Origin of the sequence: Microbacterium sp. (genome assembly GCF_047972865.1) — a bacterium.
Taxonomy (GTDB): domain Bacteria; phylum Actinomycetota; class Actinomycetes; order Actinomycetales; family Microbacteriaceae; genus Microbacterium.
The window spans coordinates 1-13,885 of the sequence record NZ_JBKEAY010000215.1 but is presented as its reverse complement, the minus strand read 5'-3'; the positions used below and the strand labels follow the sequence as shown (position 1 = coordinate 13,885).

Sequence of the window (13,885 nt, the reverse complement as noted above, 5' to 3'; positions counted from 1 at the left end):
ATGACGCGCCTGTGGAACGATCCGACTCGCTTCCGTGACGAGATGGCCGCGGGACTCGTGGCCGCGCACGCCGGAGAGGTGCAATCGGTGACCGGGGGAGTGATTCGCTCGACCCAGGATGCCGAGCCCACCGTCGCCGTCGTCATCGGGGGCGGCTCCGGGCACTACCCGGCCTTCGCGGGACTCGTGGGGCCAGGACTGGCGCACGGTGCCGTCATGGGCAACATCTTCGCGTCACCGTCCGCCCACCACGTCGCCGCCGTCGCCGCCGCCGTCGAGGAGGGGCGTGGCGTGCTGCTCAGCTACGGGAACTACGCCGGCGACGTGCTCAACTTCGACGCCGCCCAAACAGACCTGCGCGCGCGGGGACTCGACGTGCGCACGGTGCGGGTCACCGATGACATCTGCAGCGCGCCGGCCGGACGCGAACACGAGCGGCGCGGCATCGCCGGAGATCTCGCCGTGTTCAAGATCGCGGGCGCTGCCGCCGCTCGCGGAGCCGACCTCGACGAGGTGGAGCGGGTCGCCCGGCTCGCCAACGAGCGCACCCGCTCGCTCGGGGTCGCCTTCGGCGGCTGCACGTTGCCGGGCGCGGATGCCCCGCTGTTCGACGTGCCCGCGGGAACCATGGCGGTGGGGCTCGGCATCCACGGTGAACCGGGGCTGGAAGACCGCCCCCTGCCGACGGCCGCCGAGCTCGCCGAGATGTTCGTCGAGCGGCTGCTGGCCGAGATCCCGCCCGGTGCGGACGCGGTATCGGCGCGGGTCGTTCCGCTGCTGAACGGCCTCGGCGGCATCGGCGACGAGGAACTGTATGTCGTCTACGGCACGGTGGACGCGCTCCTGCGAGAGCGCGGCATCGAGCCGGTCGCTCCCGAGGTGGGGCAGCTGTGCACGAGCTTCGACATGCCCGGCGTCTCGCTCACCCTGCTCTGGCTCGACGACGAGCTGGAACGGCTGTGGCGTGCCCCGGCATCGTCCCCGGCCTTCCGCGTGGGCGCGCCGGCTCCCGCACGGCCCCGGGTGCGCCGCGATGTGGCCGTGGAGAGTGTGGCCGTCGTCGTCGACGACGTCGATGCCGCCCCCGTCGTGGTCGCACTCGAGACGATCCGCGACACCGTGGCCGCCCACGCCGACGACCTCGGACGACTGGACGCGATCGCCGGCGACGGCGATCACGGCATCGGCATGTCGCACGGAGCCACGGCCGCCGCGGTGGCGGCGCGTCACGCCGCGGGAGAGGGACGTGGTGGCACCGCCGTGCTGCACGCGGCCGCAGATGCCTGGAGCGATGCGGCCGGCGGCACCTCCGGCGCGCTGTGGAGTCTCATGCTGCACACCGTCGCCGACCGCCTCGCCGCCGGTGACGCCGTCGCCGCGGTGTCGGCGGCCCGTGACGCCGTGATGGCCAGCGGGGGCGCACAGCCCGGTGACAAGACGATGGTCGACGCACTGGTCCCGTTCGTGGACACGCTGCGCGCGCACGCGGACGATCCGCTTCCGGTGGCGTGGCGGGCGGCTGCAGCAGCGGCACGGTCGGCGGCCGAGGGCACGGCAGAGCTGGTTCCCCGGCGGGGCCGGGCACGCACGCACGGCGAACGGTCCCGGGGAACGCCCGACCCGGGTGCGGTGTCGTTGGCGTTGATCGTCGAGGCGCTGGGCCGACCGGCAGGGACGGATGAGGGAGAGCGGGAATGAGCGGATATCGGTTGGTCGTCGGCAGTGACGACGCGGGGTTCGAGTACAAGGAGCGCATCAAAGCCGACCTGGCGGCCGACCCGCGCGTTTCCCGGGTCGACGATGTCGGTGTGGACGCGTCGGGCGGCACGAACTATCCAACGGTCGCGATCGAGGCTGCCGAGCGCATCGCCCGCGGCGAAGCCGACCGCGCCATCCTCTTGTGCGGCACGGGGCTGGGAGTCGCCATCGCGGCCAACAAGGTCCACGGCGTACGCGCCGTGACGGCGCACGACTCGTTCTCGGTGGAGAGGTCGATCCTCTCCAACGACGCCCAGATCCTCTGCATGGGGCAGCGTGTGGTGGGTGTGGAACTGGCCCGCCGGCTCGCGCGGGAGTGGTTGGGCTACGTGTTCGACCCGACCAGCCCCTCGCAGGACAAGGTGCTCGAGATCAACCGCTACGAAGGTGACTGACACCGAGGGGGTGTGGTCGGCGCCCTGGCTCATCGGCGTCAGTCACAAGACGTACTTCACCTCGGCACGGGCGAGGGAGTGGACCGAGGCGGTGGCGCGGATCGCCGCCGGTCACCTCGCCGTCCGCTCCGGCGAGGTCACGCTGTTCGCGGTGCCGGGCCTGCTCGACACCGCCGCGACTGCAGCGACGTTGGCCGGACCGGTCCAGGTGGGGGTGCAGGACGTGTCCGAGCATCCGCCCGGCGCGTGGACCGGGGAGGTCCCGGCGGAGGCGGCCGCGGAGGTCGGGTGCACCCTCGCCGAGATCGGCCACGCCGAACGACGCCGCTGGTTCGGGGAGACCGACGAGGTCGTCGCCCAAAAGACCGCCCGGGCGCTCGCAGCCGGCCTCACCCCCTTGGTGTGCGTGGGCGAGACGCAACAGGGCGAGCCGGAAACGGCGGTCGAGGAGACCCGACGCCAGATCGACGCCGCGCTCGTTCGCGCGCGCACCGACGGCCGGGACGTCCCGGTGGTGTTCGCGTACGAGCCGGTCTGGGCCATCGGGGCGCCCGAACCTGCCGGGGACGATCACATCCGCGTCGTCGCCGGAGCGCTCCGTGACTACGTGCACGCCCTGCCAGGATTCGCCGGGTCACGGCTGATCTACGGCGGCGCCGCCGGGCCGGGGCTCTTGAGTCGCGTCGGCGACAGCGTCGACGGTCTCTTCCTCGGGCGTTTCGCCCACGACCCTGCTGCCCTCGCGGCCATCGTCGACGAGGCATCCGCACTGCTCGCCGCCCGGCGAGGAAGGAGCACCCCATGACCACGATCGCCAGCTGCGTGCTGGGGCTTTCGCCCCGCACCGCCGACGGAACGCCCGCGCAAGACGCCGAGCCGGAGTTCTGGCGCGACCAGTTCGCCGCCATCGCCGGTGAGGGCTTCGATGCCGTCGAGGTCAACGACAGCTGGCTGAAACCGGCGCAGTTGACAGGCCCGCGCCGCGCCGATCTCGTCGCCGCTGCCGGGGACGCGGGCCTGCGGATCGCCGCGCTGCACATCCAGCGGGTGAGCCCTATTGCCCCCGAGGTGGGCGAGCAGAACCTCGCGTACGGGCACGCGTCGATCGATGCCGCCGCCGAACTGGGGGTCGGGACCTATTCGACGGGACTGCACCAGCCTCTGACGGCGGCCCAGCAGCGAGCGTTGTGGTTCTGGACGGTCGACGGTCCCCGCGACCCGATCGACGATGCCGACACCTGGCGCACCGCCGTGGAGCGGGTGCGAGACTGGGGCCGTCACGCCGCGCAACTCGGCATGCGGCTCGCGCTGGAGCTCTACGAAGACACCTACCTCGGCACGGCCGACTCGGCGGTGCGATTCGTGCAGGATGTCGCGCTCGACAACGTCGGACTCAACCCCGACGTCGGAAACCTGATCCGGCTGCACCGGCCCGTCGAGGACTGGCGCGAGCTATACGCGAAGACGCTGCCGTACGCCAACTACTGGCACCTGAAGAACTATCAGCGCGACGAGCGCGGCGACGGCTCGTTCCCGGTCGCCTTCCCCTCGACGCTGCGCGACGGCATCATCAACTATCGGGGTGTCGTCGCTCAGGCCGTCGCGCTCGGCTACGACGGCATCTACACGTGCGAGCACTATGGCGGCGACTCCATCGGGGTGTGCGGCGAGAACCGCCGTTACCTGCAGACGCTGTTGCGCTGACCGGCTCGCCTGTACCGGTGGGTCGGCGGCCTCACTCCAGCGGCGCCGGTCCAAGCTCGTCGATGAGCTGCGACATCCGGACATAGGCGCGGTTGCGGTAGGCGACCAGGTCGGGGATACGTTCGGCCGGCGTCCGCAGGAAGCCACCGCCGGCCTTCGTGCCGATCCGTCCCTCGTCGACGAGGTCGCGGAGCACCGCCGGGGTCGCGAACCGCTCCGGGAAGGAGGTCTGCAGCGAGGTGTAGCAGTTCGCGTAGACGTCGAGGCCGGCCATGTCGGCAACGGCGAACGGACCGAAGAACGGCAGCCGGAAGCCGAAGGTGGTGCGCACCAGGGTATCGATGTCGTCCGCCGACGCGACGCCTTCTTCCACCAGCTGCGTGGCCTCGTGGAACAGGGCGTACTGCAGCCGGTTGAGCACGAACCCGGTGACGTCGGCGACGACAGCCGACTCCCGCCCCACCGACGCCACGAGCTCGCGGGCCCGCTCGACGGCATCCGGTGCGGTGCCCGCGTGCGGGATGAGCTCGACACCGGGGATGAACGGCGCCGGGTTGGAGAAATGGATGCCGAGGAACCGCTCCGGGCGGGCGACGGCTTCGGCCAGCACGCCGATCGCGATCGTGGACGTGTTGGATCCGATCAGGGCGTCCGGTTCGGCGGTCGCGCCGATCTCACGCAACGTCGGGAGCTTGACGTCGGGGACCTCCGGCACCGCCTCCTCGATGACGGCGGCACCGGCGACGGCGTCGGCGATGCTGTCGGCGGCGGAGAGCCGCTCGGCGATCACGGCATCCGCGTCGGGCGGGAACAGGTCGTCGGCGGCGAACGCGGCGGCCTCGCGGATGAGGCGCTCGCGGGCGTCGCGGGCCGCGTCGGCGCTGACGTCGGAGATGCGCACGTCGTGACCGGCCAGCGCGAAGACCTGGGCGATCCCGCCCCCCATGTAACCACCCCCGATGACGGCGTACGGGCGCGCGGCAGTCACGCGGGGTCCAGCTCGTGCTCGGGCACCGACAGCGCCCAGTGCCCGGCGACCTCCTGACCGGAGTCGACGTGCAGGGTGTGGCCGGTGACGGCGGACGAGTCCGGTCCCAGCAGGAACCAGGCCGCTGCGGCGATCTCGCTCGGCTGAGTGATGCGCCCCAGTGCGCTCAAACGCAGGATCCACTTCGGGTTGCGCACGCCCTGGTCGATCATCGAGCGCAGCGCTTCGGTCTCGGTGTACCCCGGGGCGATCGCGTTGACGCGGACGCCGTCGCGTCCCCATTCCCGGGCGAGCTGACCGGTGAGCGCCACGACACCGGCTTTGGCGGGTCCGTACGCGTGTAGCCGCACCAGCGCCGTGTAGGACATCGACGCGATGTTCACGATCGCTCCGCCGCCGTGGGCGACCATGTGGGCGCCGACGAACTTGTCGACGAGGAACGTGCCGAGCAAGTCTATGTCGACGACGCGGCGGAACAGATCGGCGTCGATGTCGTCGGGCCCGACCATCGGCTGGGTGATGCCGGCGCCGTGCAGAAGGCCGCCAAGGCGGGTGCCGTCGGCGGTGAGGCCTGCCACCGCGTCGGCCACCTGCTGTTCTTCGGTCACGTCGAACGTGACGTGGGGAGCGCCGAGTGCTGCCGCCGTGTCGGCGACGACCGAGCCGGGGAGGTCGGCGAGCACCACCCGGGCTCCGCGCTCGACGAAGAGGCGTGCGCACGCCGCTCCGATCCCCGTTGCCGCCCCCGTGACCAGAATCGCCCCGTCTTCACCCATGCGTGTATCTCCTTCGCCGTCCCTCCCAACGTAGCGCGTGTCCGAGATAGAGGCCAGCTATCCGATATCTCAGATAATTCGAGGAGGCGTCCCGAACGGCCGGTGACCGCGACGGCCGGGGAACGGCCGCCCGCATCGGCCACGGGCCGGCGGGTCAGGACGTGAAACGCGCGCGGAGGTCGGCTTTGCGCACCTTGCCGGACGCGGTGCGCGGGAGGTCGTCGACGACCTCGACGTTCTTGGGCAGCTTGTACCGGGCGATCTTGCCGTCGAGGAACGAGCGGACCGTCTCGGTGTCGACGGTGGTCCCCACGCGGAGGGTCAGCACCGCCCAGGGCACCTCGCCCCACTTCTCATCGGGCACCCCGATCACCGCGACGCCGGTGACGCCGTCGATGTCGCTGATCAGGTTCTCGATCTCGGCGGGGTAGATGTTCTCGCCCCCGGAGATGATCATGTCCTTCAGCCGGTCGGCGATGAACAGGTAGCCGTCGGGGTCGAGGTAGCCGAGGTCGCCGGAGCGGAACCAGCCGTCCGGGGTGAAGGCATCCGCCGTCGCCTCGGGGAGGTTGTGGTACCCGCTGAACACATTGGGCCCGGTGATCTGTACTTCGCCGACCTCGCCGGTGGCCAGGCGGTTGCCGTGCTCGTCGGCGACGCGCACATCGAGGAAGAACTGCGGCAGTCCGACGCTGCCCAGCTTCTCGCGTGACATCGCCGGCGGCAGGCTCGTGCCGCCGGGGGCGGTCTCGGTCATCCCGTAGCCCTGCGCGAACGCCAGCCCGCGGTCCTCGTAGGCGTTGAGGATGCGGGTGGGCACCGCCTACCCGCCGCAGGTCAGCTTGCGCAGCGACGACAGGTCGGTGCCGGCCCAGTCCGGGTGGTCGGCCATCATCTGATACGTCGTCGGCACACCGCTGAGCATCGTGATGTGGTGGCGCTCTACGAGGGCGAGCGCGCGGCCCGGCTCGAAGCCGCGCTCCAGCACGAGGGTTCCACCCTGCATCAGGATCGGGAGCGCCCCCATGCCGAGCGAGGCCACGTGGAACAGCGGCGAAATGAGCAGCGCCACCTCTTCGGAGGTGAGGTCGTAGTCGATGATGCAGTTCAGCGACACGAACGTGAGGTTCTGGTGCGAGAGCACGGCGCCCTTGGGACGGCCGGTGGTGCCCGAGGTGTAGATGATCGCGGCGGGGTCCTGCTGGCTCAAGCCGCCGACGGCGGCGATCGGCTCCGCGACGCGCATGAGCGCGGACAGCCCGCGCGAGTCGGCGGTGCCCTCGCCGGTGACGATCCGGACGGCGACGGTGTGCTCGCGCTCGACCTCATCGAGGCGCTCGGCGAACTCGGGGTCGTGGATGAGCACGGTCGCCCCGCTGTCGCGCAGCACGTGGGCGATCTCGGGCGGCGCGAGCCGGGTGTTGACCGGCACGAACACCGCACCGCGCTGCACCGTGCCGAACAGCGCGATCAGGAAGTCAGGACTGTTCTCCCCGAGATAGGCGACCCGGTCGCCCGTACCGACACCGTGGTCGGCCAGCACCGCCGCGAGGCGTTCGGTCTCGCCGGCGAGCTCGCGGTAGGTGTACTCGCGGCCGTCGTCGAAGATCAGCGCCTTGTTGTTCGGCGACCGCAGGCGCCGGCGCGCGAGCCAGCCGCCCAGACCCTTGTCGTACATCGATGGACTCCTTCGTCGGGGGAGGGCTCGGGGGCCGGATGCTCCGGCCCCCGAGCGGGGTGGCGCCGAACCGGCGCCGGGGAATCAGGCGTAGAAGCGCTGTAGTGAGCGCGCGACGACGGCGGGCTTGGTGCCGCCCTCGATCTCGATCGTGGCATCGACCACCAGCTGGTACCCGCCGGAGACCTCGACGACCTCGGCGATCGTGCCGACCAGGCGGATGCGCGCGCCGGCCTTGACGGGCGAGACGAACCGCACCTTGTCGAGCCCGTAGTTGACTTTCGTGGTCACGCCTTCCACATCGAAGACGGCCGACTGCAGCGGCACCAGAAGGGCGAGGGTGAGGAAGCCGTGCGCGATGGGGGCGCCGAACGGCCCGGCTGCGGCGCGCTCGGGGTCGACGTGAATCCACTGGTGGTCGTCGGTGGCGTCGGCGAACGTGTTGATCGCCTCCTGGGTGACGTCCATCCAGTCCGAGGGGCCGATCTCGGTACCGGCGAGGTTCGGCAGGTCGCTGTACTGGGCGATGGTGGCCATGGTGTTCCTTTCGGTGGTGGGATCAGACGAACGCCGACGTACCGGTCAGCGCGCGCCCGACGATGAGGGAGTTGATCTCGTGGGTGCCTTCGTAGGAGTAGACGGCCTCGGCATCGGCGAAGAACCGGGCGGCGCCGTGTTCGAGCAGGATGCCGTTGCCACCGAGCACCTCGCGCCCGAGCCCCACGGTCTCGCGAGCGCGAAGCGACGTCCACATCTTGGCCAGCGCGGAGTTCTCGTCGGCGAACAGCGGCTCCGGTGACGGGTCGTCGAGCTGCGCGGTGCGCCCGTCCTGGCGCATCGACAACTGCACGACCATCCCGAGCGACGCGGTGAGGTTCCCGAGCATGCGCGCCAGCTTCTCCTGCACGAGCTGGAACCCGCCGACGGGCCGCCCGAACTGCTGGCGCTCGCGCACGTACCGCAGCGTGGCATCGAGCACGCCGGCCTGCAGGCCGGTCGCGATCCAGCCGACGTCCGAGCGCATGTTGCGGAGGATGCGGGACACGTCCCGCCACGTGTCGACCCCCTGCAGCCGTGCCGACTCGGGCACGCGCACGTCGGCGAGCGTGATGTGCGAGTTCTGCATGGGCCGCAGCGCGATCTTGCCGCCGATCGTCTGCAGGCCCACACCCGGCGCCGAGGTCGGCACCAGGAAGACCTTCACCTGGCCGTCGTCGGTGTCGCGGGCGAAGACGGCGAGGACGTCGGCGGTCACCGCCCCGCCGATCCAGCGCTTGGCGCCGTCGATGATCCAGTCGCCGCCGTCCCGCCGCGCGGTCGTCGCCATGCCGCCGGCCACATCCGACCCGTGCTCGGGCTCGGTGAGCGCGAACGTGCCCTTCAGGTCGAATGCCGCGATGCGCGGGTCGAGCTCGGCGACCTGTTCCGGTGAGCCGCCCAGGCGCACGGTGGTACGGAACAGCCCCGACTGGGCGTTGTAGAGCGTCGCGACGGAGGTGTCGGTGCGGGCCAGGACGAAGTTGCGGAACCCGGTGAACATCGATGAGTCGGCCTCGGCGGCATCCATCCCGTCCGGCCGCATGAGATCGAGTGGGATGAGCGCGTCGAGGATCGCCGCCGGCATGGTCGCCGTCTCCCACGCGTCGTCCAGCAGCGGAGCCACGTCGCGCTCGAGCGTCGCCTGCAGCCGTTCCAGTGTCGCGCGCGCCGTCGCACTCAGGTGCGTGGCCGCGAACCCGTAGGGGTCGAACCCGAAAACGGGATCGGAATCGAGCGGGGCCATGTCAGCCGCCCAGGCCCAGCAGGCGCACGGCGTTGTCCTTCATGATGCCCGGCATGACCTCCGGCTTGAGCGCGATCTTCTCGACGTCGTCGCGCCACCGGTCGGGGGTGAGGAGCGGGAAGTCCGATCCGAAGAGGATGCGGCGCTTCAGGTACGAGTTGGCCGCGCGCACCAGGGACTCGGGGAAGTATTTCGGGCTCCACCCGGACAGGTCGATCCAGGTGTTGTGCTTATGGGTCGCCACGCTCAGCGCCTCGTCCTGCCACGGCACCGACGGGTGGGCCATGATGATCTGCAGTGTGGGGAAATCGGCGGCGACACCGTCGAGCAGGATGGGGTTGGACAGTCCCAGTTTGAACCCCCGGCCCCCGGGCATACCTGCGCCGATTCCGGTCTGCCCGGTGTGGAACAGGGCGATCAACCCGGCATCCTCGATCACGGAGTACAGCGGGTAATACCGTTCGTCGCTCGGGTCGAAGCCCTGCACCGTGGGGTGGAACTTGAATCCGCGCACCCCGTAGTCCTCGATCAGGCGCCGGGCGGTCTCGACCGCGTCGGTGCCGGTGCGGGGGTCGACCGAGCCGAACGGGATCAGCACGTCGTTGTTGCGGGCCGCGCCCTCGGCGATCTCGAACGACGAGTTCGGGATGTGCCCGAGTTGCGTGCGTGAGTCGACGGTGAACACGACCGCGGCCATGTTCCGTTCACGGTAGTACCCTGCGACGGAGTCCAGGTCGGGTCGTTCGACATCGGTCGTGAAGTACTTCGATGCCGCCTCGACCAGATCCGGCGGCAGCGACGGGCGGCCACTGTCGTCGATCTCGATGTGGACGTGAATGTCGATCGCTTCGATCGCATCGAGGTCGATCGCCGGTTCGTAACGGGTCATGGTGAGCGCCGGGATCCGGTCAGGCCTTGGGCTGGAGTTCGTCGGGCAGCGGCGGGAAGGTCTCGCCCGAGGCTTGCAGCGCGTCGGAGACGAGGCCCGTGAACTCATCGGTCAGCGCGTCGTACGACCAGCCGCCGTCGTGGTAGGCGGTCAGGACCGGCTCCGGGTACGACCACACCTGCAGGCGGTCTCCGCCCACGCCGATGGACTGCCCGGTGATGCCCGACGCGTCATCCGAGGCCAGGTAGGCGATCAGACCGGCGACGTCGTCGCTGGTGCCGAAGCCCAGGTCGTGGCGGAAGAACGGCGGCATCGCCTCGCCCGCTTCGTCGGCGGCGACGGCGGCGGCGAAGTAGGGGATGGTGGCGGTCATCGCGGTCGCGGCGACGGGGATGACGGCGTTGGCGGTGATGCCTGCCTTCTTCAGCTCCATCGACCACGTGCGCACCATGGCGACGATGCCGGCCTTGGCGGCGGTGTAGTTGGTCTGGCCGAAGTTGCCGCGCTGACCGGCGGGCGAACCGATGCAGATGATGCGGCCGGCGATCTCGTTCTCGCGCATGTAGGTGGCGGCCTCGCGCACGCACGTGAAGGTGCCGCGCAAGTGCACGTTGATGACGGTGTCGAAGTCGTCGTCGCTCATCTTCCACAGCGTGCGGTCCCGCAAGACCCCGGCGTTCGTGACGAGCACGTCGAGGCGGCCGTAGGTGTCGACGGCGGTCTTGACCAGCTGCTGCGCGGTCTCGGTGGATCCCACCGGTGCGACGACGGCGACGGCCTTGCCGCCGGCCGACTCGATGCTCGCGACCGCGTCGGCCGCGGTGGCGGCATCCACGTCGTTGACGACGACGGATGCGCCCTGCCGGGCCAGTTCTTGCGCGTACGCGAGCCCGAGGCCGCGGCCCGATCCGGTGACGATGGCGACTTTGCCTTCCAGCGACATGTATGACTCCTTTGTGTGTGGTCTCATAACAGCACACAATCGTTGAGAATGTCAATGATTGCGTCGAGCACCATGTTGGGTAGGCTGACGGAATGGGTGCCGATGCCGGGAGCGATGCCGCGGCGGAGACCGCGGCGGTGACGGCGCCGCTGTCCGCCGATGTCGCCTTCCTGCTGGCCCGCGCGAACGCGGTCTCGCTCGCCGCGGGAAACGCCGCCGTCACGCCGTTCGGGCTGAAGGTGCGGTCCTACTCCGTGCTCGCGCTCATCGTGACCGGTTCGCGCCCCTCGCAGCGTGAGCTCGCCGCGTATCTGCGCCTGGACCCCAGCCGCGTCGTCTCACTCGTGGACGAGCTGGAGCGCGCCGGTCTGGTACGCCGCGACCCCGACCCCGCCGACCGCCGCGCGAACGTGGTCGTGCCCACCGATCAGGGGCGGGCGGTGTACGCCCAGGCCGAAGCGGCCGCCCACGCCGCCGAACGCGCCGTGCTGGCCCGACTGACCGACGCGCAGCGGGCGCAACTGGCCGAGCTGCTCTCGGCGGTGGCCTTCCCCACCGCGTGACCGGCCTCGCATGCATCACCTTCCCGCCCGCATGATCATCCCGAAGGCGCAGACTGAGACCCAGGCCGGATGACCGGGGCGGGCACAATGACTCGAACACAACGAGCAGCGGGAGGTCCGATGGAGGGCATCACAGACTGGAACGGCCGCGTCGCCGTCGTCACCGGCGGCGCGAGCGGCATCGGCAAGGGGATCGTCGACGCTTTCCGCGAGGCGGGCGCGACCGTCGTGGTCGCCGACCGCGATCAGGCGGCGCTGGCGCGGCTGCGCGAGGAGGGATACGAGGCGATCGAGACCGACGTCACGGATGCCGGCAGTGTCTCGCGCCTGGCTGAGGCCGTCGTCGCCGCGCACGGCAAGGTCGACCTCGTGGTCAACAACGCCGGCGTGGGGCCGAAGGCACCGGCGGCCGAGCTCACGCTGGACGACTGGCGATGGGTGATCGACGTGAACCTGATGGGGGTCATCCACGGCATCCACCACTTCCTTCCGCACCTGATCGCCAACCCGGATGGGGCGTGGATCGTCAACACGGCCTCGATGGCGCGCTACTTCACGCCCGCCGGCTACACGCCGTACGTGGCGAGCAAGGCCGCCGTCGAAGGCCTGAGCCTGACGCTCGCGGGCGAGCTGGCCGCGGCGGGCGAGCGCGTCGGCGTCACCGTGCTGCACCCCGGTGCCGTGCGAACCAACATCAAAGACAGCCTCCGCAACCGCCCGGCGGGGAACGCGGGCGCGCTGGTCGACTTCGACATCGCGCAGAAGGTGCTCGACGACGACCTGTGGATCGAACCGGCCCAGGCCGGCCAGATCGTGCTGCGCGCTGTGCGCAGCGGCGACCCGTACGCGTTCACGCACCCGAACATGCTCGACGACGTGGAGCGCAACTTCGCGCTCGTGCGCGAGCAGATGAGCAAATACGCCTGAGCTGTGGCAACGGCGCGGCCGGGCGACGGGGGCCGCTCAAAATGAGACGTTCCCTGCGGGTTTCGCGCCGCGACACTGGGGGCGTATCGCGCTCTCCAAAGGAGGTTTGAGCCATGACCGAGCACCCGATCCCCGGCGATGCCCGTCTCGCCCCCGTCGATGACGCCGTGTTCCGCAACGTCGTCGGGCATTTCGCCAGCGGCGTCACCGTCATCACGACCGTGGACGACGGGGTGCTGTACGGCACCACCGCCTCGGCGGTGTCGAGCCTGTCGATGGACCCGCCGATGATGCTCATGTGCCTCAACCGCAGCAGCACCACCCACGACGCGGTGCAGCGTTCCGGGGCGTACGGGATCAGCATCCTCACCGCCGAGCAGGGGCAGCTCGCCCGGCAGTTCGGGCGCAAGGGTGGGGACAAGTTCGCCGGCGTCGACTACCACCTCTCCGAGTACGGCGTGCCGCTGCTAGACGGTGCGCTCGCGACGATCGTGTGCGCGGTCGACGAGACCGCCGTCGGGGGCACGCACACCGTCTTCCTCGGCAAGGTGGTCGAGGCTGATGCGACCGGCGGGGAACCGCTCGCGTACTACCGGGGCACTTTCGGGCGGCTCGTGCGCGGGCAGGAGAAGGCCGCATACGATGCGACCCGCGACTGGGTGCTGCGCCGCCGGACGCCGTTGGGCGAGACGCTCGATGCCGCCGACCTCGCCGCCGAGCTCGGCATGGATCCGGTGCTCATCAACACCGCCCTCATCTCGTTGACGGCGGAGGCGCTGGTGACCCGCACCGACGACGGCTCGCTCACCCCCACCCCCATCACGCCCGCCTTCATCGACAACCTGTACGACGCGCGGTCGGCGATCGAGACCGGTGTCATCGAGACGTATCTCGACCGGATCTCCGACGACGACCTCGCGGCGCTACGCGAGATGGCGGACCGGATCGTCGGGACGACGGCGGTGTCGGCCGACGACCTCGACGCGTTCCTCGACCTGAACATGGACTACCACGTCAAGCTCATCGACCTGGCCGGGTCGGACCAGCTGACCGAGTCGTACCGCCGCCTCAACGTGACCACCGTGTGGGAGCAGACCTTCGACCCCGCGGACTGGTCGCGTCAGCTCGGCGACGGCTCGATCGAGCAGGTCACCGCGGCCGTCGAGAGCAAGGACGTCACCGCGGTCAAGGACGCGCTGCGCGCTGAGACGACACGCGTGAAGGAAGGTGCCAAGCGCGTCGTCGCCGCCTACGGCGGCGCCGTCTGACTCACCCCGCCCCGCCTCGCCTCGTTTCGCCCGCGAGACTACAGCCGTGGTGTCGAGACCGTGCGGATTCCGCCAGGTTTCGATACCGCGCGTGTAGTCTCGCGGCTTGGGTGGGGACGGGGACGGGGGTTAGAAGACGCGGATCGCGATGTCGGCGGGGGCTGCCAGCAGACGCTCGATCTCGTCGGTCAGGCGCACGAGTGTCACCGAGAG

At 70.4% G+C, this 13,885-nt stretch carries 14 protein-coding genes and 1 pseudogene; 7 read left to right on the top strand and 8 right to left on the bottom strand.

What is annotated here, in order from left to right; all coding sequences use genetic code 11:
- The 4 genes from ACK5KK_RS13105 to ACK5KK_RS13090 are packed head-to-tail and all read left to right on the top strand — an operon-like array spanning nt 1 to nt 3,857.
- On the top strand, nt 1-1,698 hold the full coding sequence (locus ACK5KK_RS13105; RefSeq protein ID WP_416890526.1) for a dihydroxyacetone kinase family protein: 1,698 nt from the start codon (nt 1-3) through the stop codon (nt 1,696-1,698).
- Nucleotides 1,695-2,153: a ribose-5-phosphate isomerase gene (locus ACK5KK_RS13100; RefSeq protein WP_416890525.1), complete on the top strand. Its 459-nt coding sequence runs from the start codon at nt 1,695-1,697 to the stop codon at nt 2,151-2,153. Before ACK5KK_RS13105 ends, ACK5KK_RS13100 begins: the two co-directional genes overlap by 4 nt.
- On the top strand, nt 2,146-2,958 hold the full coding sequence (locus ACK5KK_RS13095; RefSeq protein WP_416890524.1) for a triose-phosphate isomerase family protein: 813 nt from the start codon (nt 2,146-2,148) through the stop codon (nt 2,956-2,958). The genes ACK5KK_RS13100 and ACK5KK_RS13095 overlap by 8 nt, the downstream gene beginning before the upstream one ends.
- Nucleotides 2,955-3,857 (top strand): sugar phosphate isomerase/epimerase family protein, encoded by a 903-nt coding sequence (locus ACK5KK_RS13090; RefSeq protein WP_416890523.1) that lies wholly within the window; start codon nt 2,955-2,957, stop codon nt 3,855-3,857. The genes ACK5KK_RS13095 and ACK5KK_RS13090 overlap by 4 nt, the downstream gene beginning before the upstream one ends.
- A gap of 31 nt (nt 3,858-3,888) precedes the next feature.
- Here the strand turns inward: ACK5KK_RS13090 and ACK5KK_RS13085 are convergent, their stop codons facing one another.
- The 8 genes and pseudogenes from ACK5KK_RS13085 to ACK5KK_RS13050 all read right to left on the bottom strand — a co-directional run bounded on the left by ACK5KK_RS13085 (nt 3,889) and on the right by ACK5KK_RS13050 (nt 10,914).
- Nucleotides 3,889-4,845 (bottom strand): 3-hydroxyacyl-CoA dehydrogenase family protein, encoded by a 957-nt coding sequence (locus ACK5KK_RS13085; protein ID WP_416890522.1) that lies wholly within the window; start codon nt 4,843-4,845, stop codon nt 3,889-3,891.
- On the bottom strand, nt 4,842-5,621 hold the full coding sequence (locus ACK5KK_RS13080; RefSeq protein ID WP_416890521.1) for an SDR family NAD(P)-dependent oxidoreductase: 780 nt from the start codon (nt 5,619-5,621) through the stop codon (nt 4,842-4,844). Before ACK5KK_RS13080 ends, ACK5KK_RS13085 begins: the two co-directional genes overlap by 4 nt.
- 154 nt (nt 5,622-5,775) lie before the next feature.
- Nucleotides 5,776-6,078, bottom strand: a complete 303-nt coding sequence (locus tag ACK5KK_RS13075) for an AMP-binding enzyme (protein ID WP_416890569.1) — start codon at nt 6,076-6,078, stop codon at nt 5,776-5,778.
- Nucleotides 6,079-6,252: 174 nt separating this feature from the next.
- A pseudogene (locus ACK5KK_RS13070) lies at nt 6,253-7,299 on the bottom strand (AMP-binding protein); the annotation flags it as partial.
- Nucleotides 7,300-7,383: 84 nt separating this feature from the next.
- Nucleotides 7,384-7,836: a MaoC family dehydratase gene (locus ACK5KK_RS13065; RefSeq protein WP_416890520.1), complete on the bottom strand. Its 453-nt coding sequence runs from the start codon at nt 7,834-7,836 to the stop codon at nt 7,384-7,386.
- A 22-nt stretch (nt 7,837-7,858) separates the two neighbouring features.
- The gene (locus tag ACK5KK_RS13060; RefSeq protein ID WP_416890519.1) at nt 7,859-9,082 is read right to left on the bottom strand and encodes an acyl-CoA dehydrogenase family protein; all 1,224 of its coding nucleotides are present in this window, start codon (nt 9,080-9,082) and stop codon (nt 7,859-7,861) included.
- A gap of 1 nt (nt 9,083) precedes the next feature.
- Entirely contained in the window at nt 9,084-9,971 is an 888-nt protein-coding gene (locus ACK5KK_RS13055) for an amidohydrolase family protein (protein WP_416890518.1), read from the bottom strand.
- A 19-nt stretch (nt 9,972-9,990) separates the two neighbouring features.
- Nucleotides 9,991-10,914 carry an SDR family NAD(P)-dependent oxidoreductase gene (locus ACK5KK_RS13050; RefSeq protein WP_416890517.1) on the bottom strand — a complete coding sequence of 308 codons (924 nt, stop codon included), beginning with the start codon at nt 10,912-10,914 and terminating at the stop codon, nt 9,991-9,993.
- A 92-nt stretch (nt 10,915-11,006) separates the two neighbouring features.
- Here ACK5KK_RS13050 and ACK5KK_RS13045 point away from each other — a divergent pair, with 92 nt between their 5' ends.
- The 3 genes from ACK5KK_RS13045 to ACK5KK_RS13035 all read left to right on the top strand — a co-directional run bounded on the left by ACK5KK_RS13045 (nt 11,007) and on the right by ACK5KK_RS13035 (nt 13,672).
- Entirely contained in the window at nt 11,007-11,477 is a 471-nt protein-coding gene (locus ACK5KK_RS13045; RefSeq protein WP_416890516.1) for a MarR family winged helix-turn-helix transcriptional regulator, read from the top strand.
- 120 nt (nt 11,478-11,597) lie between these two features.
- Nucleotides 11,598-12,404 (top strand): SDR family oxidoreductase, encoded by an 807-nt coding sequence (locus ACK5KK_RS13040; protein WP_416890515.1) that lies wholly within the window; start codon nt 11,598-11,600, stop codon nt 12,402-12,404.
- Nucleotides 12,405-12,517: 113 nt separating this feature from the next.
- A complete protein-coding gene (locus ACK5KK_RS13035; protein WP_416890514.1) occupies nt 12,518-13,672 on the top strand; it encodes a flavin reductase in 1,155 nt (384 codons plus the stop codon).
- The last annotated feature ends 213 nt before the right edge of the window (nt 13,673-13,885 follow it).